15 protein-coding genes and 1 tRNA gene are annotated in these 20,457 nt (G+C 58.0%); 8 read left to right on the top strand and 8 right to left on the bottom strand.

Annotation, left to right across the window (positions count from 1 at the left end; all coding sequences use genetic code 11):
- The first annotated feature begins 193 nt into the window (after window positions 1-193).
- A complete protein-coding gene (locus FHS27_RS11245; RefSeq protein ID WP_184305062.1) occupies window positions 194-2,188 on the top strand; it encodes an alpha-amylase family glycosyl hydrolase in 1,995 nt (664 codons plus the stop codon).
- A 62-nt stretch (window positions 2,189-2,250) separates the two neighbouring features.
- On the opposite strand, the gene FHS27_RS11240 is transcribed toward FHS27_RS11245, so the two are convergent.
- From FHS27_RS11240 to FHS27_RS11225, 4 genes are read right to left on the bottom strand one after another with little or no spacing between them, the layout of a single operon-like run.
- Window positions 2,251-3,234, bottom strand: coding sequence for an NAD-dependent epimerase/dehydratase family protein (locus FHS27_RS11240; protein ID WP_184305061.1), 984 nt, complete (start codon window positions 3,232-3,234; stop codon window positions 2,251-2,253).
- A gap of 50 nt (window positions 3,235-3,284) precedes the next feature.
- Window positions 3,285-4,223, bottom strand: coding sequence for a CNNM domain-containing protein (locus tag FHS27_RS11235; RefSeq protein ID WP_184305060.1), 939 nt, complete (start codon window positions 4,221-4,223; stop codon window positions 3,285-3,287).
- Entirely contained in the window at window positions 4,220-5,467 is a 1,248-nt protein-coding gene (locus FHS27_RS11230; RefSeq protein WP_184305059.1) for a CNNM domain-containing protein, read from the bottom strand. Before FHS27_RS11230 ends, FHS27_RS11235 begins: the two co-directional genes overlap by 4 nt.
- The gene (locus FHS27_RS11225) at window positions 5,464-7,314 is read right to left on the bottom strand and encodes an ABC transporter permease (RefSeq protein WP_184305058.1); all 1,851 of its coding nucleotides are present in this window, start codon (window positions 7,312-7,314) and stop codon (window positions 5,464-5,466) included. Before FHS27_RS11225 ends, FHS27_RS11230 begins: the two co-directional genes overlap by 4 nt.
- Before the next feature lie 455 nt (window positions 7,315-7,769).
- On the opposite strand from FHS27_RS11225, the gene FHS27_RS11220 reads away from it, so the two are divergent.
- Window positions 7,770-11,750, top strand: a complete 3,981-nt coding sequence (locus tag FHS27_RS11220; protein WP_184305057.1) for an efflux RND transporter permease subunit — start codon at window positions 7,770-7,772, stop codon at window positions 11,748-11,750.
- A gap of 136 nt (window positions 11,751-11,886) precedes the next feature.
- Here FHS27_RS11220 and FHS27_RS11215 read toward each other — a convergent pair whose 3' ends face one another.
- Both FHS27_RS11215 and FHS27_RS11210 read right to left on the bottom strand, forming a co-directional pair.
- Entirely contained in the window at window positions 11,887-13,113 is a 1,227-nt protein-coding gene (locus tag FHS27_RS11215) for an Lpg1974 family pore-forming outer membrane protein (protein WP_184305056.1), read from the bottom strand.
- A 355-nt stretch (window positions 13,114-13,468) separates the two neighbouring features.
- Entirely contained in the window at window positions 13,469-13,684 is a 216-nt protein-coding gene (locus FHS27_RS11210) for a hypothetical protein (protein ID WP_184305055.1), read from the bottom strand.
- 111 nt (window positions 13,685-13,795) lie between these two features.
- On the opposite strand from FHS27_RS11210, the gene FHS27_RS11205 reads away from it, so the two are divergent.
- Window positions 13,796-14,848, top strand: a complete 1,053-nt coding sequence (locus FHS27_RS11205; protein ID WP_184305054.1) for an efflux RND transporter periplasmic adaptor subunit — start codon at window positions 13,796-13,798, stop codon at window positions 14,846-14,848.
- A gap of 226 nt (window positions 14,849-15,074) precedes the next feature.
- On the opposite strand, the gene FHS27_RS11200 is transcribed toward FHS27_RS11205, so the two are convergent.
- Window positions 15,075-15,509 (bottom strand): hypothetical protein, encoded by a 435-nt coding sequence (locus tag FHS27_RS11200; protein ID WP_184305053.1) that lies wholly within the window; start codon window positions 15,507-15,509, stop codon window positions 15,075-15,077.
- Window positions 15,510-15,827: 318 nt separating this feature from the next.
- Here FHS27_RS11200 and FHS27_RS11195 point away from each other — a divergent pair, with 318 nt between their 5' ends.
- Entirely contained in the window at window positions 15,828-16,724 is an 897-nt protein-coding gene (locus tag FHS27_RS11195; RefSeq protein WP_246419546.1) for a penicillin-binding protein activator LpoB, read from the top strand.
- A 171-nt stretch (window positions 16,725-16,895) separates the two neighbouring features.
- Window positions 16,896-18,386 carry a hypothetical protein gene (locus tag FHS27_RS11190; protein ID WP_184305051.1) on the top strand — a complete coding sequence of 497 codons (1,491 nt, stop codon included), beginning with the start codon at window positions 16,896-16,898 and terminating at the stop codon, window positions 18,384-18,386.
- Between the two features lie 105 nt (window positions 18,387-18,491).
- Here FHS27_RS11190 and FHS27_RS30785 read toward each other — a convergent pair whose 3' ends face one another.
- Window positions 18,492-18,743: a hypothetical protein gene (locus tag FHS27_RS30785; RefSeq protein WP_009103069.1), complete on the bottom strand. Its 252-nt coding sequence runs from the start codon at window positions 18,741-18,743 to the stop codon at window positions 18,492-18,494.
- Here FHS27_RS30785 and FHS27_RS11180 point away from each other — a divergent pair.
- From FHS27_RS11180 to FHS27_RS11170, 3 genes are all read left to right on the top strand, one after another.
- Entirely contained in the window at window positions 18,732-18,968 is a 237-nt protein-coding gene (locus tag FHS27_RS11180; RefSeq protein ID WP_009103067.1) for a hypothetical protein, read from the top strand. The genes FHS27_RS30785 and FHS27_RS11180 overlap by 12 nt on opposite strands.
- A 344-nt stretch (window positions 18,969-19,312) precedes the next feature.
- The gene (rpsU, locus tag FHS27_RS11175; RefSeq protein WP_044256699.1) at window positions 19,313-19,507 is read left to right on the top strand and encodes a 30S ribosomal protein S21; all 195 of its coding nucleotides are present in this window, start codon (window positions 19,313-19,315) and stop codon (window positions 19,505-19,507) included.
- A 105-nt stretch (window positions 19,508-19,612) separates the two neighbouring features.
- Window positions 19,613-19,686, top strand: a tRNA-Val gene (locus FHS27_RS11170).
- The last annotated feature ends 771 nt before the right edge of the window (window positions 19,687-20,457 follow it).

The raw sequence follows: 20,457 nt of genomic DNA, 5'->3' as shown, positions 1-20,457 counted from the left end.
ATGAGGTTGGGGCCCCGTTGGGCAAAAGAGACTTCCTGTTGTGTCGTTCGGTTCCCCGTTCGATAGATCCTGTCACGGAAAACTTCCCCACGCAAAACCACGATCCGTTCGATTCGCGGCCATGAATGGTCGTCCGGACGCGTCGATCGAGATGATTGAAGCCCGCCAACATGCGATATCCACCTGACTTGACATGATTGCCCTGAAACTCGATTCCACCAAGAACGCCACGACCGGAGATGTTGCCAAACGAGGGGGTGACTCTCGCGCGTTTGTCGCATTGCAACGGATGCTGCCTGCGCTCGAAGCGTTCTGGGAGTCCGAAGGTGCAGAGCAGGCCGAGATCGATGAGGTAATGGAACGTTTGCAGCGGCATTGGCCCCGTCTCTTCGGGCTGCTCGTTGAGCTATATGGGGACAAGTGGGATTTTTTCTATCACCTCGAACAGATCCTCATGACGATGGTTCGCGGATGGCGGATGCGAGACGAGTCGCTCCGTGAGACCGACCGACATCGAATGAACAACCCCGGATGGTACACGTCCGAAAAACTGGTCGGTGGCGCGCTTTATGTGGACCTGTTCAGCGAGAACCTTGGTCGTCTACGTGATCAGATTCCTTACTTTCAAAAGCTCGGTCTGACCTACCTGCACCTAATGCCACTGTTCGCAGTTCGGCCCGGTAACAATGACGGCGGTTATGCGATCAGTAACTATCGCAGCGTCGATCCACGGGTGGGAACGATCGAGGATCTCAAACAACTCGCTGAGTCACTTCGCGAAGCCGGCATCCTCTTGGTGCTCGATTTCGTCTTCAACCATACCGCGGATGATCACTACTGGGCTCAACAGGCTCAATCGGGCAGCGAGGAGTTTGCGGACTATTACTTCATCTTTGCTGACCGGACGATGCCGGATCAGTATGAACGGACGCTTCGCGAAATCTTTCCGACGGTGCGGCGTGGCAGCTTCACGTGGCATGACGGAATGCAACGTTGGATATGGACAACGTTCAACAGTTTCCAGTGGGATTTGAATTATCGAAATCCCGAAGTCTTCCGGGCGATGTTGGCGGAGATGCTGTTCATCGCGAACACGGGCGTTGACATCCTGCGGCTCGATGCGGTCGCGTTCATTTGGAAACAGATGGGGACGATGTGCGAGAATTTGCCCGAAGCACACAAAATCATCCAGGCATTTAACGCATGTTCGCGAATTGCGGCGCCGGGGCTCGTCTTCAAGAGTGAGGCGATCGTGCATCCGGACGAAGTCGTTCGATACGTCGGTGAAGACGAGTGTCAAACGTCGTACAACCCGACACTGATGGCGTTGTTGTGGGAATCTCTGGCGACGCGAGATACGAAGTTGCTGCAGCGATCGCTCGCCCGTCGGCACAAACTGCCGCAGCGCACCACGTGGGTGAATTACCTGCGTTGCCATGACGATATCGGTTGGACGTTTGATGATGAAGACGCTGCGGCGGTGGGAATCAACGCCTACCATCACCGGCATTTTCTCAATGCGTTTTACACCGGTCAATTCGAAGGTTCGTTCGCGCGAGGTGTTCCGTTTCAACACAACGTCGATACCGGCGACATGCGGATCAGTGGCACGCTCGCGTCTCTCGCGGGGCTCGAACAAGCGATTGAGCAAGACCGGGAAGATCTTAAGGAACTCGCGATCCGGCGTATCCTCTTACTCAACGCCTCCATGCTCAGCGTCGGTGGCATTCCACTGATCTATCTCGGCGAAGAGTGGGGAGCGTTGAATGACTATGATTTCGTCAAAGATCCGGCCAAAGCGGGAGACACGCGTTGGGTGCACCGTCCCAAAATGCAGTGGACGTTCTTAGACGAACTCGGCGATGACGGTTCGATCCGCGCACGCATCTTCACGTCGCTGCAGAAGCTGATCGCGATCCGTAAAAAGACGCCTGCCTTCGCGGGGCTCGAAATGGAATTGATCGCGACCGAATCGAGTCAGTTGCTCGCGTACGTTCGAGCTCAAGCGGCCAATCGTGTGATCGTCGTTTCGAACTTCAGTGAGTATCCGCAAACGATCGACAGCAACCGTCTGCGGACGGCCGGCATGGGGCGGTTTTTTGAAGACCTGTATACCGGCGAGACGATCACGACGGCGAAGGACGTGCAGTTAGAGCCGTATCAGTTCCTGTGGCTCCACCGGGTGTAGCGGCCGGCTATTACGTTTCTTGTTCTCGCGTGTTTTTCGGCGGATTGCGAAAGAAACGCGTGTCAATGGAAACGGCTTCGAATCCAGTCAGCGGCATCGTCGAGCGTTTCGGACATCGGTCGATTCCGATAGCCCAATTCCGTTTGGGCTCGCGTGGAGTCGTACCAATGGAATTGGCTGCTCATTGCGACCGAGGCGCTGTTGATGTCGGGTTCGCCTCGTGAAAATCTCGAAATGAAGTCGCCGGCTGTCGCGCCCAGCACTCGCTGCAGCGGGCCGGCGGGCATGATCGGTTTCGTGCGTCCGAACCGTTGCCCCATCTCGGTCCACAACTGGTAGTAGGTCACGTTGTGACCGGCCAACACATAGGACCTGCCGTTGGGGATCTCTGCGTCAATGGCAGAAATGATTGCGTCCGCCACATCGCGAGAATCGCAAACACTGCATCCGCCACGCGGGGCGATCGGTTTCCAGCTTCGTCCGACCTCCAGCATCATCCGTCCGCTGCTCGGTTTCCAATCCCACGGCCCGAGCATGAATCCAGGGTGCAGCAGTACGGCCTGGAGGCCCTGTTTGATGCCCTCTTCAACCTCGGCCACGCCGGCGCGTTTACTGACGACGTAACTGCATTCGACTTGGCCGCCGGCATGGTTCAGTGGTGTGGTTTCATCGGCTGCCTGATCGCGACTGCCCACCGCGAGCGTATTGACGGTGCCGATCAGCAGCAATCGACAACCATTTTTCAAGCATGCGTTGACTAGGTTTCGGGTGCCTTCGGCGTTGACGCGCATCGACTCTTCCATCCGTTTCCATCCGAGATGGATGAGGCCGGCCGAATGAATGACGACATCGGCCCACTGCGTCGCTTGATCGATCAGGTCGCAATCGCTCAGGTCACCATGAAACGCGTCCGCATCGATGCCCTCGAAGACTTCGTCACCGGTTCCACGTCGTATCATGTACGCCGACGAGTGCGGGGTTACCGCTAATTGTCGAAGGATCGTGTTACCCAAGAGGCCGGAGCCTCCGGTTACAAAAATTCGCATCGTTGAACGTCTCGGTGTCGTTGAGCTGTCTTGCGGTTGACGGCCGGAGCCTACATCAATGGCTGCAGCAGTTGCCGGCGCGTGACCACGCCGGCTAGGTTGCCGGTCGCGTCGTAGAGCACGGCGACGTCGCTGTTCGCATCGTAGAGACGGAGCAAGACGCCGAGGTGCCGGTCGGTCAGCGAACCGCGAACGATCGGCAGCGGTTCGGGGACGGTTTCTTTGCCGATCAGGTCAGAGAATCGGTAAAAACCGATGATCCGCCCGCGACGACGGACCAGGATAATCGGATGGTTGCACCGGCGAGCTTGATGGCGGGCGGTCGCCAAATCAACGGGCGAGTTCACAACCGCCAATCGATCCGGGCGGACCCCGAATTGAACTGCGGTTTGATTGCCGATTTCAAAGATGTTCTGCGCCAGGGATCGTTGGCTCGTGGTCAAAATGCCCGCTTCGTGTCCGTCTTGGAGAACCCGGTTTAGGTCTCCGCGCGCCATCGATAGGCTCAGGCGAAACGGCGTCTGTCCCGTCATCGCTTGCAACGCGTTGCCGAGCAGCGCGAGCAGGCTCGACGCCGGGGAGAACAAAATCGTTGCCGTCAGCAAGACCCATCGCGTTGACGTCAGCAGTCGATAGGGGGCTTGGAAGAACAAGTGCTTCGGTAGCAATTCACCGAACACGAACACCACCGGAGTCATCATCACCGTCAGGCCCAACTCCACGCCCGCTCCACCGGAAAACGCAACGCCCACAAACATCACGATCGCGAAGCTGGTCATGTAGTTTGCGAGGTTGTTGCCGACCAGGGTTGTGGCGACGAAGATCGCGGGATGATTCAGCAACCACACCAATCCACGTCCCGCCCACGAACCGCTTAGGCCGTCGAGCACGAGCCGCGTCCGAGAGACACGATACAAGCCCGTTTCGGTTCCGCTGAAGAACGCACTTAAGGTCAGGCCGATGGCAAAGAGAAGTATCGCTAGGATCATGTCGATTCTCCTGACGTTTCGGGACCACGCCACGCCTCGATCCAGATGTCGTCTTCGTCCTCGTCCGTGACGACCAATTCATACGGAGGTAGCGATGCGACATCACCGACCCGTGGCACGCGTTCGTTGTGCCGCTGGACATAACCGGAAACCGTCGCGGCACGCTCTTCGGGGACGTCGATCGAAAGGGTGCGAGCGAGTGCCCGCAAACTCGTCATGCCCGCCATGCGATAGTGGTCGCCACCGACACGTTTGATCTGATCTTCGGCGGCGTCGCGTTGTCCCTTGTTCGCTAACACACCGCGAAGAATGTCGTCGATCGAGAGGGCGCCGATGACTTCACCGAACTCATTGACCACGACCGCAACGCTGAGGTCTTGCCGTTCCAATTCGTCATAAACACGTGACACACGAGCGGTCCATGGCACAAACAGCACGGGATCAACAGCTGCGGCGAGGTCACTAAATTGTTGAGGTCGCAGCAACCTGACCGCGACCGATCCGACCCACGTTTCGCCGGTTTCGTCGCGCGGGTCGGCCACCATCATGTAGCCACCTGGAGGCGAACCGGCGTGCAGCAGCGATTGGTCGAGGGGAGGTGTCGCAACCAGCAAACGGCTTCGCGGACGCATCATTTCGTCTGCTCGCGTTTCCGCCATCGAAACGAGAGCCTGCAAGGCGGCACGTTCACGTCGGATCAGCAACGCGTCGTCGGTTCCGAGATCGATCGCTCGTTCGATGTCGGCCAAGTCGATTGCCGGTTCGCTTTGGAATGATGGCCACAGCAATCTCGCGGCCGCTTCGTTTGCCCACTGAACCACGGGCAGTACCGGCCCGACCATGGTGACGGCTGCTTTGATCGGAACGCCGACAACCAATGCGATTTGCACCGGCGTCATCACGGCGACGCTCTTGGGCAGCATTTCGCTGAAAAAGATGATTGTGACTAGAGCGGCGAACGTGAACACGCCCGGGCGAGACATGTCGGCTGATACCATCGCGACGAGCGCGAAGTAGATCATGTTGATCAACAGGTTCCAGAACAGGATCGCCGCGAGCAGTTGATCGGGCATGTCGAGCAAGTGGTTGACGACGCGACCCGCCGCACCACTCCGCTGGAGTTTCTTGCGTTCACGGTCTCGGATCGAGAACAAAGCCGCCTCGCTACCGCTGAACAGACCGCTGGCACCGATCAACACGAACATTGCCAAGAGAAAAGGCCACTGCGCCGCCAATTCGCTCAAGCGGATGGCTCCGCAGGTGTTTCGGACGGTTCGACTTCGAGCGGAACGTCAAATTCGCTCAATGCCGGAATCATCATTGCGGCCGTTGTGAACCCGTACCCAAAGATCAGCGCCGCTGCCACGTAAAGGTGGTCGGTTTGTAACAGGAACTGGGTGATCGCATAGAACGTGATCAGCGGCAGCGCGAACGCGGCTGTGAAGATCGCCGATGATGGGTTACGCCAACCCAACGCCGCGAACAATGCCGCACCACCGCCGAGGATCATGACCAGGAAAGGGGCCAGTTGTAATTGGAACGCACCACGGAAACTGACCATGATCGTCATGCAAATCGCAATCCCGACACATAGAAAGAAGACCGTTCCGAGACTCGCGAGCGTCGCCGTCCGTCCGGACACATAATTGAGTCCCGAGTGGATGCCCAACATTGTGACGAAGACATAAAGCCCGATCGCGGCCAAAATTGCGTACTGCATGTTCTCGAACGTCATCACGCCGGCGATACCGAGGTACACAATCAGAGCCATCGGCAACAGGATCAACTCTTTGGCCGCGTACATCACACCTAACAATTTGCCAAAGATGAACTCGCGCGGTCGCAGGTCCGTGACCAACAACAGGTCCAGCGCCAAACCGTCACGTTCCCCGGTGATCGACGTGACCGCCAATGCGTTGACCAACACGAGGCTGATCACGCCCAACGCTGCCATTGGAATCGTCACCGCAGGAAAGGCTCGCCCGATTCGGCCCGACGGTTCCATCGCCACGCCACTTTGGATTTGGTACGCGATCGCACCCGTGATGATTGCAAAAATCAAAACGAAGACTGCGCGAATCAAGATGATTTTTCTTCCGTACGCCCAGGTCCTCACCTCACGCCACAAAATCGGGTTGTCCCAAACGTGACGTGGTTGGCGAACTTTCCAGGACATGGGCCCTTCGGCGGGCTTGCTCGCAAGGTTCGCTGCCATGGTGTTTTCGCCCGCCAATTCCGCAGGTCTCTCGGCGGCCGAAATGTCCCGAAGATACTCCTCGCTGGTTTCCGGTTCGGGAGCCTTCAGTCGGACTTCGCGTGAAGGGTTCCACACCCGGACTTTGGCAATCCCGATTGCCAGCACAATGACGGACACAAGGCTGCCGAAGATGACGAACCATCCCTCACCCGACCGCAACATCGTCAACACGTTCGAGGTTGTGTTCGTGGCGGCGATCAGTGCACGCGGTGGACTGATCGATGTCGCCCAAGCCGCATCGGTCAGCGATGTGCTGGCCAGGATTTCTCCGGCGGCGACCAACAGCAGCAACACGAGGAACGTCAACGCGATCGATTGGAACGTCTTTTCTCGCCACAATGCGACAACCGTACCGACGGCGGCGGAGACGACGACGCTGACAGCGATCACAAGGAACACCGCGAATACCTGACTCGGTGCGACGCCTCCGAGTAGAGGCAAGGTGAGGAACAGCGGCAACGAAACGATCAGCAGACTCAGGGGAGTGAGCAACGCCGAGGCTGTTTTGCCGGCGACAATCTCGAAACCCGACAATCGAGTCATCAAGAGCAGCAACAAGGTGCGGCGGTCTTTTTCCTGGGCCACGTTACTGGCAGCACCAATTGCTGCGAGTGCTGAGAGGATCACAAGTTCCAATGGGGCCAGCAAGCGAAACATCCAGCCGCCGAATTTGGCGGCATCTGAGTTCGCGAACAGCGACCTCGAGCCATCGAGCACCAGATACCCGGTGCACAGCAGCAGGAACAGCGTCAACAGATAAATTCCGCGAGCCAAATAGGTTGACGAACGCTTGGGGGCGACAGACGCTTCTCGGTTAAATACAGGTCCTAGCATGACATTATGTTAATCGCCGAGCGAACCATTTCGCAACGGGCGGTCCGCAACTGCCCTAGCCGGTCGCTCTCTAGGCATTACCAGCGTCTCCAACGACCCCCGGAATGGGATCACAGGCGGCTTTTGGTCGGCAAAAGGGTTTGCGGAACCATGCCGTTAATCGGTCGCGGGATGTCTTCGTGGTTCGCCGGGAATTGGCCTGAACGGTCGCCTCGACTCAGTCCTCCATCCTTTTGCAGACCGACCAGCTTCGCTCACCCTCCCCACCCGTCGGTATCGGCCCATAAATCGGGTGGGATGGTTCAGATAGCAATGGTTTTGCGGACGTGTTCTCGTTAGCCTGTGTGGTTTGACAAACCAGCCGTATCGATCCGAAAATCTGGCGGCTTGCGTGGTTAAGTCTCTTTTCACAGCAATTCGCATCCCCACGCCTCTCCACCCATCGCATTCCGCGTATGAGCTCGTCTTCCACCTCGCGTTCGTTTCTAGAGCGGCCCGGCCCGTTAGGGACCAGCATGGCATTGCTGGTTTTGATGGGCTTCTTCTTCATTCTGCCGTCCGCATTTCGCGGGGCCCGCATGGGGTTGCAGAACAAAGAAAATGACATCAAGGATTGGCTGCCGAGTGATTTTCCCGAAACCGCCGAGCTGGACTGGTTCGCGGAGCATTTTGCGGGTGAAAGCTTTGTGCTGGCGACGTGGCCCGGTTGCACGGTCGGCGATCAGCGTTTGCACCTGCTCGAAAACAAACTGCTGCATGAGTCTGCCGACTTCCGCAAACAATTGCTCGCCGAAGAAGCCGATGTGGCGAGCGGGTTGTCGCTCGCCGAACGTCGAACACGTGTACGCGCACGAGCCCTGGGCGAGGAGCTGAAGTTATTGCCTCCGGGGCAAGATCTCGATAATTGGGGCGGACTCGATGAGAAGTGGGTCGCCTCGGCCGACGGGACGTGGTACTTCATCACTCCCGACGGGCGGTTCTATCGTTGGGAAGAAGCCAGCAACGGTCCCGCGGGTTTATTGCGCTCGATCAAGAAAGCGACCGGGAGTTACGAACTCAAGGGCAAACTCGTTACCGCCCTCGGCGAACCGTCGACGCAGGAAAAGATCAACGAGTTCTACAACGACCCGACATTATTGTGTGCCCCTTTGTTCCAGACGGTCCAAACGGGTTCTACCATCGTCAACGAATTGGCGTCCGAAGGCGGCGCCCTGTGGCCGGTTGATACCACCGCACCGGAACTGCGTCCGATCGTGGCCCGCCGTCGCGCGATGGAACGACTCACTGGCAGTCTGTTCGCGCCCGCCGTTCCACCGGGGTTTGAGTGGACGGCCGAAAATTTTGCGGACGTGCTGTCGCCCGAACGTCGCGAGCAATTGCCGAGCGATTATGAGTTTCGAGTCACGTCCACATTGCAGCACTTTGCTGACCAACGATTTGACGGAGACGTTGACGCGATCCCGACCGCGATCACGTCCGTCCAAACCGAAGCGTGGTATGAGGTTTTTGACGCGTTGGAAGTCGAAGCCCCCGCGCGCTTGACGTGTCTGTTGGTCACGCTGACTGATTTGGCGAAAGACAATTTGGCCTACGCGATCGGCCGTGGAACGTTGGGTAGCCCGCAAGGTCGCCTGCTCGCCCTCGCCGAACAAAGTGGCGTGCATCCACCGTCGCCACCGTCCACCGCCCCGCCACCGTTCAATCGTGAGCCACCCGAAACCGTGGGCGGAATGCCTCCGCTGCGTATGGGGGGCCCACCGATCGACAACATCGCGATCGATGAAGAAGGCACGGTGACGTTGGTCCGTTTGATCGGTTACTGCATCCTGATCGGTGTCGGATTGTCGTACGTCTGCTTTCGCAGTTTGAAGACCACGCTGATGCTATTCGTCGTCGGTGGTGCCGCCGCGATGTTATCGATGGCGATGGTCGGATGGACCGGCGGACGCGTCGACGCGATTCTGTTGAGCATGCCATCGCTGGTCTACGTGCTCGGTCTCTCGGGTGCGATTCACGTGATCAATTACTACCGCGATGAAGTCCGTATGGGAGGCCAACGAGGCGCCGCAGGACGGGCTCTTCGTCACGCATTGTTGCCGTGCACGCTCGCCGCCGTCACCACCGCCATCGGTCTCGGCTCGCTCTACACGAGTAACCTCAAACCGATCAGTAACTTCGGTCTGTATTCCGCAATCGGTGTGATCGCGACGCTGGCTATTTTGTTCTCGTACTTGCCCGCCGCTCTCGAAGTCTTCGCACCGAAGTTCGTGGACAAGAAGAAGGCCAAGAAAACGAAGGCGGACCGGCAACACAAAGATGGCGGTCAACCCGATCCCTCGGCGGCTTTCCCGGTCGCGATGGACATGGAGTTGTCCGCATGGTGGGCTGCGTTTGGACGTTTCATCACGGGTAACCATCGAGTCGTTGCGATCACCTGTTTGATCGGGCTCGCGATCGCGTCGACGGGACTGTTCCGGATCACGACGTCGGTCCAGCTTCTCAAGCTGTTTGATTCCAATGCTCGAATCCTTCGAGACTACGCATGGCTCGAAGAGAACTTTGGCAAGCTCGTCCCGATGGAAATCGTGGTACGCATGCCGCGAGAAATGCAACGCGATTACATCACTCCCGATGATACCGTCGTGGCATCAACGAACGTCGTGAACCGTGGTTCGGATGCTGTCGACGATGGCGCGTCCGATGACCCAGTTTCGCTCACGCTTCTTGAGCGGATCGAAGCGGTCTCGCGGATTCGAATCGCCGTCACGCGGACCCTCGGTGAAGAGGGCACCGGCGAAGTCGGTCAGGCATCGAGCATGGACACGTTCCTGCCAGCATTGCCTGGCGTGAGCAACGGTTACGATGTCGTGCGAAGCCAAATGAATCGACGAATCGGGGCGGTGAAGGATGAGTTGCTCGAGAGTGACTTCGTCAAGATTGAACAGAACGGACCGCTCGCCGGAAGCGAAATGTGGCGATTGAGTTTGCGTGTCAGCGCGTTGTCGGACAACGATTACGGTTTGTTTATCAATGACCTCCGTGATGTCGTGTCGCCCGTCCTGGAAGCCTACCGCACGCGGGCTGCTCTGTTGCAATCGCTCAGTCAAGCCGAAGGCGGAATGACCGGAAAGCAACGCGTCTTGATCGTCGGCAGCGACCGCGTGCAAGACCTTGCCAACGCGACCCTGGTCAAAGATGACGGTTCCGCCGACGTTTCGGCCGTTTACCTCAGCACGCTGCATGAGCTGCTGGGCAATGAGCGGATCCGACGTCCGATCTGGATCGATCCGAACGACCCGGACAGCAAAGTCAAACCGGGCGATCCGAAATGGGAACAACTCATCGCAGCCGTCGATGCCGTGATCTGGGTCGACGGGATTGAAGAGTCGCTCGTCAATCAACGTGTGGGATCGGAGCATCTGCATCTCGGCCCCGCTTCGCAGGCATCGGAATGGTTGGCATCGGCAAAGATCGTCATTCATGCCGACGAGATCGCCGCTCACCCGATTGGTAAAGAAATTGTCACGATCCCCGCGTCGAGCGTTCATTTGAACAACCCGAACGCGATCCGGATTAGCAAAGGTGATCGGCGCGTCCCCGTTTTCGACGTTGCCCAAGCCGTCTCACCGCAGGTCGTCTTCACCGGTGTCGTTCCGGTCGTCTACAAAGCGCAGCGGACGTTGCTGGGCAGTCTGCTCGAATCCATCATGATGGCGTTCGTGTTGATCGGTCTGGTGATGGTCGTGCTGCTCAATCCCGGCAGTTTCCCGTCGCAGTGGTTGGCACCTCGGAACCTGCTCGATGGGTGCGCGGCCGGTGCCGTGTCGATGATTCCGAACCTCTTCCCCGTGTTATTGGTGTTTGGATTGATGGGGCTCGCGGGAATCGCGGTCGATATCGGCACCATGATGACCGCGTCGGTTGCCATGGGGGTCGCGGTCGACGACACGATTCACTTCTTGTCGTGGTACCGGCAATTCCTGGAGGCCGGCAAGTCGCGATACGACGCCGTGATCGAGACGTATCGTAAGGTCGGCCCAGCCATGACTCAGACGACCATCGTGGGAGGGCTCGGACTGTTCGTCTTCGCACTTTCTACGTTCACGCCAACGCAGCGATTCGGCACGCTCATGCTCGTCATGCTCGCCGCCGCGTTGATAGGCGACTTGGTTCTGCTTCCCGCTTTGCTGATCAGTCCGTTGGGCAAATGTTTCAAGCCACGCTTGGGGTTTCTGATCCAGCCCGACGGTTCACGCGACGGCCAGAATGTTGAATCCGAACCCGTCACCGCATGGCAAACCGACGTCGCCGAAACAGGCATGTCGGAGGTCACCGCGACGGGCACCGGTTCCTTAGTCGCATCGGAAGACATCCCGGTGCTGAAGGTTCACACGCCGCCGTCACGTTCAAACACGAATCAACCCAAACGCAAATAATGCGTTCGGGTTGTCGGGGGCGGTGATCAACGGCCGGAATCCGTTTACCGGTGAGCATGTCCGGTAACGAGGATTCACGAGGCGCGTTGTTGTCTCTGGCGGGCGTGGATGCCCGACAATTTAAAGTCGCGGCGTTTTAGAATTGCACGGTCAAGCGTGAGGTCAGACCACTGAACGTGATCGTTTCGCCGATGTCGATCAGGTCGCTGTTGCGAACCGCGTCGATGTAGCCACGCGTCGTGACGGCGGAGTACCAACCGGCCATCGTGTAGCCGCTCTGCAGCTTCACGCATCCAGTCGGGCTTTGCCAACCCAGTCCGATTTCGCCTTCGAGGATTGGTGTCGCGTGGAAGTCTTCGTACGAATTGCGGGCTTCGCCACCGTCAAATTGGTTGGCTTGGCGGTAGTCGGCTTTCCAGTCACCGGCGAGAAGACTCGCCATGCCTTGGCCGTAGATGTACAGGCCGGTCTCGCAACTGTATCGCTTCAGATCCAAACCGCCGGTCAGTCCGAAACCGTTGAAGTCGATGTCGGTGGTCACGTCCGTCAAGCCGTTGGCGACTTGGTACGTTTGCTGACTTCGCATCGTTTGCTCGAGGTTGCTGTAGCGAAGACCAGCGGTCCAGTTGACGGCCAGTGCACCGGCCTGCTTCCAAAGGTGGCGGTAGTTCACATCCACAGTTTGGAATGAGATTTCGTGGTCCGCGTTGGACTGCAAGCTGCTGACGCCGGTGTTGTCGAGCGAAGGGTGCAGCAACTGCGAGTTCAGTACGTAACCGGCACCGTCATCGGCGTTGATCACGTCAAATGTACTGCCCTGCCAGAAACTGTATCCCACGTTCAGGCTACTGCATGGGCTCGATGCGAGTGCAAACCCGGTACGGAAACCTGAAGAGCCTTCCATTTGGGCAATCCCGATCGGGCCGGTTGGCGTGCCCGCGGCCGGATCCGGATCGGTTCCTTCGACCGCGTAGATCAGGTCGCTGCTGCCTGCGGTGAGAAACAGGTACTCGCCATACACGCCGCTGCGGTGAGCCCACCATGGTTGAGGGCACTTGGCCGTTTTGCCTCGGTTGGCGAGCAACGCTCCTTCGAGGATTCCCCCGGAGCCCATCATCGAAAGGCAACCGCTCTCTGACGCACACAGTTGCAACGAATCACTGGCCGCAACTTCGTCCATCGTCGGAATCGTTTCGACTCCGTGGACCGCTTCGGCCTCTTCGTAGAGACCCGTCACCAATTCGAGCGGTACGCCGTCGGTGTCGGCCGCACGAGAGAACGTGACTGGAGCAACACCGCCACAGATTACGAGACCACCGGCGATTAAACGCCGTAGAAAACGATGAGTCCATTTTGTGGACATGATGACCGCCCTTGAGTTCAATCGATATTCGGAGAGTGATTAATTCAGATTGGGACCCCTTCGATCGATTCAATCCAAATGACCCGATCGATATCCCCTCTACCGGTGATGATCGGCAAATGAACTTTCAGAATATTAAGAACAAAAAGTACAGGCGGCTTAATTGCCTAATCGTTAAAGTCGAACGCTCCGGTGAAACGCTCGTGACGCATCCGCCGTGGCTCATTCAACGCGGTTTTTAATCCTGGCGTTTTCATCGGGCCAGTTTTCGTCAAGCCAATTGCGATCAAGCCATTTGCCATCGAGCAAACGCGTTCGCGGCCCAGTGGCGTGCGATGCCGAGTGATCCGTTGATCTAACCCAGCGGTTTCTCGGTTTCCACTTGCACGATCACCAGCACATCGCCGGCGGCGAAACTGCTCATCGGTCCCGACGCGGCACCAGGTTGGCTGGAGAGATTGCCCGAAATCGACAGCACCTTCACGCCAGTTTTACGAATCCAACGATTGATTTGTCGTTCGAGCTCGGGCAAATCGTTGTCGACGCCTTTAAAAAGTTTGACTTGTTGCACGCGCGGGAACCGCCTTGAACGGGGAAAACGGGGATAAGTTTGCTCTTTCGGGGCACGCGACTAGCCTGAAGGGGTCGGTCCTCGTGTCCCCTTCCTAAGATAGTCGAAACGATGTGCCCATCGCACTCCCCAGAAGCGTCTTCGCGAACATCCGGTTTCGCGAACCGTCGGCTCGATCGAATCGCCGTCCTCGCTCTGCTCGTCATGATCGCCTGGGCGATTTTCCCGAAGAACAGTTCGGCTGAAGAACCGGTCGTGATCGATCAAGCTCAGGTGCTTTTGATCCAAAACACGACGCTCGCGACGTCCATCCCCGGACGAATTCGTGCGGTCGAGATTTCCGAAGGTGACCGCGTGCAAGTGGACCAAGTCATCGTCAGGTTGGATGATCGCCGTGCGCGTGCGGAATACGAGGCCGCTCAGGCGTCGCTGCGAGCCGCGATGATTCAGGCCGAAAACAGTGTCAACACTCGATATGCCGAGCGAACGCTCGAGGTTCGTGAGCGTGAACTTCAGCAAAGCGACGAAGCCAATCAACGCTACGCCGGATCGGTCACGGCGACCGAGATCGATCGGCTGCGTTTGGTGATCGATCAAGCGGAATTGTCCGTCGAGCAATCCGAGCAAGAACGCGCCGTCGCCGAAGCGGCCGTGGCTGAGAAAGAAGCCGCCTGCGAGTTGGCTCGACTGCGGATCCAAGAGCACGCCATCGCCTCAACCATCCCCGGACGCGCCGCGGAGGTCTTCGTGCAGAACGGGCAGTGGGTCGAAGCCGGTGAACCGATCGCCAGGCTGATTTCTCTCGACCCGATCCGCGTCAGTGGTTTCGTCGACGGCCGACACCACGACAGCTCGCTCGTGGGCCGACGCGTGCGGTTCGAAATCGATCGACCCGATCAGCCGTCCGCAACAAAGGCGAACAGTTCGGGCACCATTCGCGAGCGAAATTCGATTCCCAGTGGCGTTGCGGCTGACGCGTCCGATGACGAACCCGAAGATGACTTCGAGCAAGGCGTCGACGAAGCCATTGTGCTCTACGGCGTCGTCACGTTCATCTCGCCCGAACTCAATCCGGTGACGTCGCAGGTCCGGGTTTGGGCGACAGTCGAAAATTCCCGCAATCAGGCGCGACCCGGCATGCGTGGGAAACTGAAAATCGATTGAGCGATTGCGGAAAGATTCGCAAAGCCAGTCGCCTGTTCCCACCGAACATCACTAGCGATCAACGCCCACCTCGCTTGCCAAGGTGCTCGCGAGCGTTATCTAAAAAGCATTCTCTTAAAAAGATGTATCCAAACTCGCTCAAGCATCGTGGGACGCCATTTCGGTGAATCCCGCGACTTTCGAAACGCACGCCCAAATTGAAATGCTCTAGCGGGGCCTTTTCAGATCAGTCGATGTTGTCGAAGTCGTCGAAGTCATCCAGGTCGTCGTCTTCTTCGTCGAGATCATCACCTGCGGTGTTGAGTCCGAACTCAGCGCTGATTTCGTCATCGATTTCGATTTCGTAGTCGTCGTCGAGTTCCTCTTCAAAGTCATCGTCAAAGTCGTCATCGAAATCGTCTTCGTCGATGTCGTCGAACTCATCGATGTCATCTTCTGTGTCGTCCAGATCATCGCCGAAACCAGGCGACGCATCGTCATCGTCGTCCGATGTAGACGCATCATCATCATCGCTGTCGTCGACGTCATCATCATCATCGTCGTCGTCGGCCATCGTCGGAGCGGGAATCGTCAGTGGTGACTTCGATTCGGTCGGCTCCAGGGTCGCGACGGACGAGTTGGATTCGGATTCAAAAGCAGTCGGTGGGAACGTGACAGTCATGTACGGTCAATCAGCACAGGGGCAGAAGGTGGAGCGAGAAGAGAAAAGCAGAGACGTGCCACCGTAGTCGGCGGAATTCGGATCGCTACGGGCAGATCGATAATGGAACAGATCACGGGAATTTCGAACAGATCCCGCGATCTGGCAAAATGGGGCGTTCAGCGAAAGATGGCCGTCTGCCGAGCCTTTTTTGCCTGGCGCGGCTTTTCAGTGCCTCATCTCGACGTTGTGCCGATCATTTTGCTAACTGATGCAATCATCACAAGCCGCCCCGCGCCGGAATTCTGGCATTTTCATCATTTGAGAGATCGCATTGCCATGGATGGTGAGTTTTCGACCCGCAACACCGCCGCTTCGACGCACCCCAACGGGGGAATCGCCTGCGGCTTTGTCGCCATGACGCGATTTCTTGCCGTTTTCGGTTTGTCGGTCGCGGTTTTGGGCGGATGTGCCCACCGATACGGGCATATCGTGGCTAATGACGATAAAGATCTCGTCGGTAGCCACGAAGCCGGAGCCGCGACGTGGAATCCGTTGGTCGATTCTTCGGTCGCCCAATTGTTGGGCCGCTGCCCGCCGCCTCAGCCCTTGCCCTTTGGAGGGCAATTCGGCGCTGACGTCGGAACGCCCGCAATGATGGCCAGCCATCAATTGGCCGGGAACCAATTGCCCGGCGAAATGCAATTGAACGATCCCTCGGTGGTGATGCCCGGTGCCCCTGGGACAACCGGAGCGATCGACCCGAGTTGTCCTCCGCAGCTCGCCACCGGGCCCGCTCGCGTTTGTTTCATCGGAATCGAAAACAAAAGCGCCGAGGAATTGGTCGATTTCAAGGATCAGCTCTACGAACGTATCGATTCCCAGGTCAACGCTGGCGAGGCGTTCCGCAGCATCAGCCGCCGGATGGTCGATGCCGCGCTGATCGAAACCCGGCTCCGTCCCGATTCGTTGTTCCTGCCCGCCAACCGAGCCGCGTTTGCCGCCGCACTCGGTCGCCAGGGAACACCAGTCGACTACCTGCTCTACGCAACGATCACCTCGGGAACAACCGATCGAAACAAGTCCACCCAACGCGACTATGTGTTGACGCTCGAAATGGTCAACCTGCACTCAGGCGATTACATCAAAGAGTCAGCAAAAATCCGCAAGGGCTATCACAAAACTCGCGGCGGCAAGTGGTGGAACTTTGGGGTGTTTGATCAAGCCGACGGTTGAGACGCTGGGTTGCGAGATGGCAACGCTGGCTGAGTTTCGATGGAGCGAGCAAGCTACCGACGCCTCGAAAAATTGAATCAGCGACTGTGAATAGTCGCGGTAACCAGCCGCCCGCTCAAACAAATTTGGTCCCCGGCAACTTGGAACCCGACAATTGGAAGTCATGTCGTTTTGCGAGACCTGAAATCGCATCTCCCGCCGGTTGTCGCCGCCGCGTTGCTCATCGTGGCGATGGGCGGCTGCGCGACCAAGCTCGCTTCGATCGACACCGCCCGCGACGCGTTTGTTACCGGCGACCTTTCCACGGCGGAGTCGATGCTCACGGAAGTGGCCGAGTCGCGGGGACGTTTTTCGGGCCCGGCACAACTCGATTTGGCCGTCGTTCAGCTCGCCGCCGGCAATGTCGGTGCCGCGTCCTCACGTCTTCGCGTTCTTCGCGACCGGTTCGACGAAACCAGTGAAGCCAGCGCAATCGGTGGTGCAGGCGGTGGATTGCTAACCGGTGTGAAATCAGCCGGCGGCGATGCCCTTTCGATGGTGTCCGATGACACCGCCCGCGTTTTCAAACCCGCCGGTTATGAAGAAGTCATGATCCGCACCATGTTGGCGATGTGTTCGCTCGCGGACGACGGCGCCGACGCGGAGAGCTATATCAATCAGGCCGCGATGCACCAAGCGAAATTGCGAACGGTCGCGGAGGAGCGTCGCAAGTCGATTCTCCCGGAATTCGTTGATACCACGCCGCATCAGGAATTGGCCCTCGCTCCTTATCTACGCGGTGTGCTCCGCGAAGCCACCCATCGCGACTTCGACGACGCTCAACGAAACTATCGTCTCGTCAGCTCGATCCGCCCCGACTTTCGCCCCGCGTTCGATGACCTCGAACGCGCAACCATCGGCAACCACAGCCGTCCGGGCCATGGCGCTCTGTATGTGTTTGCGATGGTCGGACGTGGGCCGGTGCTCGTCCCGACGGACGCTCCCGTGACGTCGGCGGCTGTTTCAATTGCATCCGCTCTGTTGCTACACGATGACGAAGAGGACGACGACATCACGCGTCTTCCCAAAATCACCAGCGTGAAGATTCCGACCGTGGTCATTCCTCCTTCGCCGATCGCCGCGATCACGGTGGCGGGGGCCCCGGTCGCCGAAACATCGCCAACGTATGCGTTTCAACTTCTCGGTGCGACTCAGTCACTTACTGATATCGGAGCGTTGGTGCAGACCCAAGCCGACGCGGAGCGACCCTGGACGATCGCTCGCAGTTTTCTGCGGCAGGCGGGCAAAGAAATGGCGGTCGGCAAAGTCCGCGAGGGACTCGGTCTAACCGGTGGGCTCGGGACCGTCTTCCAATTCGCCGCCTCGTCCGCCTGGACGGCATCAGAGACCGCCGACACACGGTGTTGGGGACTGCTGCCACGCGAGATTCAAGTGCTCCGTGCCGAACTGCCCGTCGGTGATCACGCGATCCGTCTCGCTCCTGTCGGGCCTGACGGCTTCTCCATCGGTGCCGATTCACAGACCTCCGTACGTATCGACAATGGCCGCAACACTTATCTGGTCGTCGTTGCGCCCACGCATCACGTCCACGTGGTGCAGCCGCGTCGCCATGGGGCGTCATTGCCGGGCGACTTCAGTCATTCCACGCAAAATACGAAATGAATGGATCGGCCCCCCCGGTACAAACGGTACGACAGCGCTCTTCGCATGAAGTCATCGCGACCGGTCGACTGTCGGGGCTAAGTCTGACCGGAGTGCACCGCAGACTCAGCGCAGCTCTTCGTTCGCGCCGATACCCAACGCTGTCGGGCACTCGACTTCGACCGGTGATGCCAATCGATTCCCATCGAGCGGATCTGTCGCCGAGTCGAAATCGCTAACCGACCCCGCACCGGCATGAGGCCAGTGGGGCAGCATCTTCAAAACGGCAACCTCCTCTTGCCGTTGGTTCTTTCCCGAAAGTTGTCGATGATCGGATTTTCCCTCCAATCGCTTGATTTGCCCACGATGAGGCTTCAAGTCGAATCCAAACTCTGTGAACTCGGATCGCTCGAACCCCGCGAGTTCCCATTAACCCAGCGAGAAGTCGTCCGTCGAGGTAAAACCTGTGCCATCTACTTTTGCCTCCACGGGCCTCGGAGCGTGAAGCTCACCGCCATCGCAGACTTCAAAACCCGCTCGATGGTCTTCTACGGCAGCGACGGGGTTCGCCGCGAAACCGTCCGCTGGGACCAACTCCGCTAACCGCAACACCACACCCGCGAACGAGCCGATCTCGCGAGACTCCGAACTCGCGAAACATACTCTCAAACTCATCGCTCCGCCTTCTCGAGTCGCCACGACGGCCCTCGAGAGCAACAAGGCGTCGAAAATTCAAGATGAGAATCGAAAATTCCAGGTTTTCGTCGCTTCCTCGGTTGTCGACATTCCACTTCGGACGCTATGATTCCGCTTCCCACGAGGGGGATTTCGGCCCGAGGTGCGTTGAACACACGCCCGTGTACGCCAAGACTCCCAATCAAATAGTCCTCAAACAGAGGAGATTTTCAAATGCAACGAATTCAAAACGAAGGGTTTACGAAGCGGATATGGTAAAGTTATTGGTGCGAGATCGGGAAACGATTCAAGAGGCAGTACGACGATTCCGAAAGTTAGTGGAACGTAGCGGTATCAAGAAAGAAATGCGTCGCCGCGAATTCTACGAAAAGCCGAGTGAAACCAACCGTCGCGCCCGTCTGCGAGCTGAACGCCGCAACAAACGCACCCAACTGCTGGCCCGCTAGAAGTCAAATTCCCGCTGCCAGCCAAAAAGCCAAATTCGCAAGCAGCCAGAAAACCGACTTCCCAAACACAAGAAGCTAACCGCGATCCCGCGAACAGCTTCTCCAGGGCGTTTAGCTCAGTTGGCTAGAGCATCTCGTTTACACCGAGAGGGTCGGGGGTTCGAGTCCCTCAACGCCCATTAGATAGTCGTTCCCCACACTATCTTAATCTATCGAAAGCCCCGTTTTCCTAGCGAAAGCGGGGCTTTTTTCGTTTGGGAGTATTTGCCTTTTTCGGCAGCCACCGTGACCAGACGGTGGATCAATCTCAGTCAGGCGGAGCCACCCTTCAAGATTCGGGAGCTTCACCGCAATCAAAACTGAGCCAGCATTCCGCTCCACCAGAGTCACCCAGCCTCCCACGAACACCTCAGGCCTGAAGGGCCGACACAAATCCCCGCCACCATAGTCGCCAAATTGCTCCGTCAATTTGTCCCCGCAACCTCCCGCAAACACTCCAGGCCTGAAAGGCCGACACACCCAATGCCGGTGGTGCCAACCACCGGTGGCGTCTCTTCAAAAAGAGTCCCAAGGCCTGAAGGGCCGACACAAGTCTCCCGCAACCATAGTCGCCAAATTGCTCCGCCAATTTGTCCCCGCAACCTCCCGCAAACACTCCAGGCCTGAAAGGCCGATACACCCAATGCCGGTGGTGGCAACCACCGGTGGCGTCTCCCAAAAAGAGTCCCAAGGCCTGAAGGGCCGACACAAGTCTCCCGCCACCATAGTCGCCAAATTGCTCCGCCAATTTGTCCCCGCAACCTCCCGCAAACACTCCAGGCCTGAAAGGCCGACACAACCAATGCCGGTGGTGCCAACCCTCTTTATAGCCCACATCTTATTAGCTAGTTCCGAAGACGGTGTAGGCTTCGCGGTAGGCTTCCATTCGCCGCAGTCCTCGCCAGATGGTC

The organism is Aporhodopirellula rubra (genome assembly GCF_014192335.1).
Taxonomy (GTDB): domain Bacteria; phylum Planctomycetota; class Planctomycetia; order Pirellulales; family Pirellulaceae; genus Rhodopirellula; species Rhodopirellula rubra.
Note: the sequence above shows the minus strand (reverse complement) of the source record. Positions and strands in the feature narration are given on the sequence as shown.

Excerpts from the sequence above, each read along its gene's own strand:
- FHS27_RS11245 (WP_184305062.1), top strand. The coding sequence starts at position 194 with ATGATTGCCCTGAAACTCGATTCCACCAAGAACGCCACGACCGGAGAT.
- FHS27_RS11180 (WP_009103067.1), top strand. The coding sequence starts at position 18,732 with ATGAGGCTTCAAGTCGAATCCAAACTCTGTGAACTCGGATCGCTCGAA.
- FHS27_RS11220 (WP_184305057.1), top strand. The coding sequence starts at position 7,770 with ATGAGCTCGTCTTCCACCTCGCGTTCGTTTCTAGAGCGGCCCGGCCCG.
- rpsU (WP_044256699.1), top strand. The coding sequence starts at position 19,313 with ATGGTAAAGTTATTGGTGCGAGATCGGGAAACGATTCAAGAGGCAGTA.
- FHS27_RS11195 (WP_246419546.1), top strand. The coding sequence starts at position 15,828 with ATGGATGGTGAGTTTTCGACCCGCAACACCGCCGCTTCGACGCACCCC.
- FHS27_RS11240 (WP_184305061.1), bottom strand. The coding sequence starts at position 3,234 with ATGCGAATTTTTGTAACCGGAGGCTCCGGCCTCTTGGGTAACACGATC.
- FHS27_RS11200 (WP_184305053.1), bottom strand. The coding sequence starts at position 15,509 with ATGACTGTCACGTTCCCACCGACTGCTTTTGAATCCGAATCCAACTCG.
- FHS27_RS11225 (WP_184305058.1), bottom strand. The coding sequence starts at position 7,314 with ATGCTAGGACCTGTATTTAACCGAGAAGCGTCTGTCGCCCCCAAGCGT.
- FHS27_RS11215 (WP_184305056.1), bottom strand. The coding sequence starts at position 13,113 with ATGTCCACAAAATGGACTCATCGTTTTCTACGGCGTTTAATCGCCGGT.
- FHS27_RS11235 (WP_184305060.1), bottom strand. The coding sequence starts at position 4,223 with ATGATCCTAGCGATACTTCTCTTTGCCATCGGCCTGACCTTAAGTGCG.
- FHS27_RS11205 (WP_184305054.1), top strand. The coding sequence starts at position 13,796 with ATGTGCCCATCGCACTCCCCAGAAGCGTCTTCGCGAACATCCGGTTTC.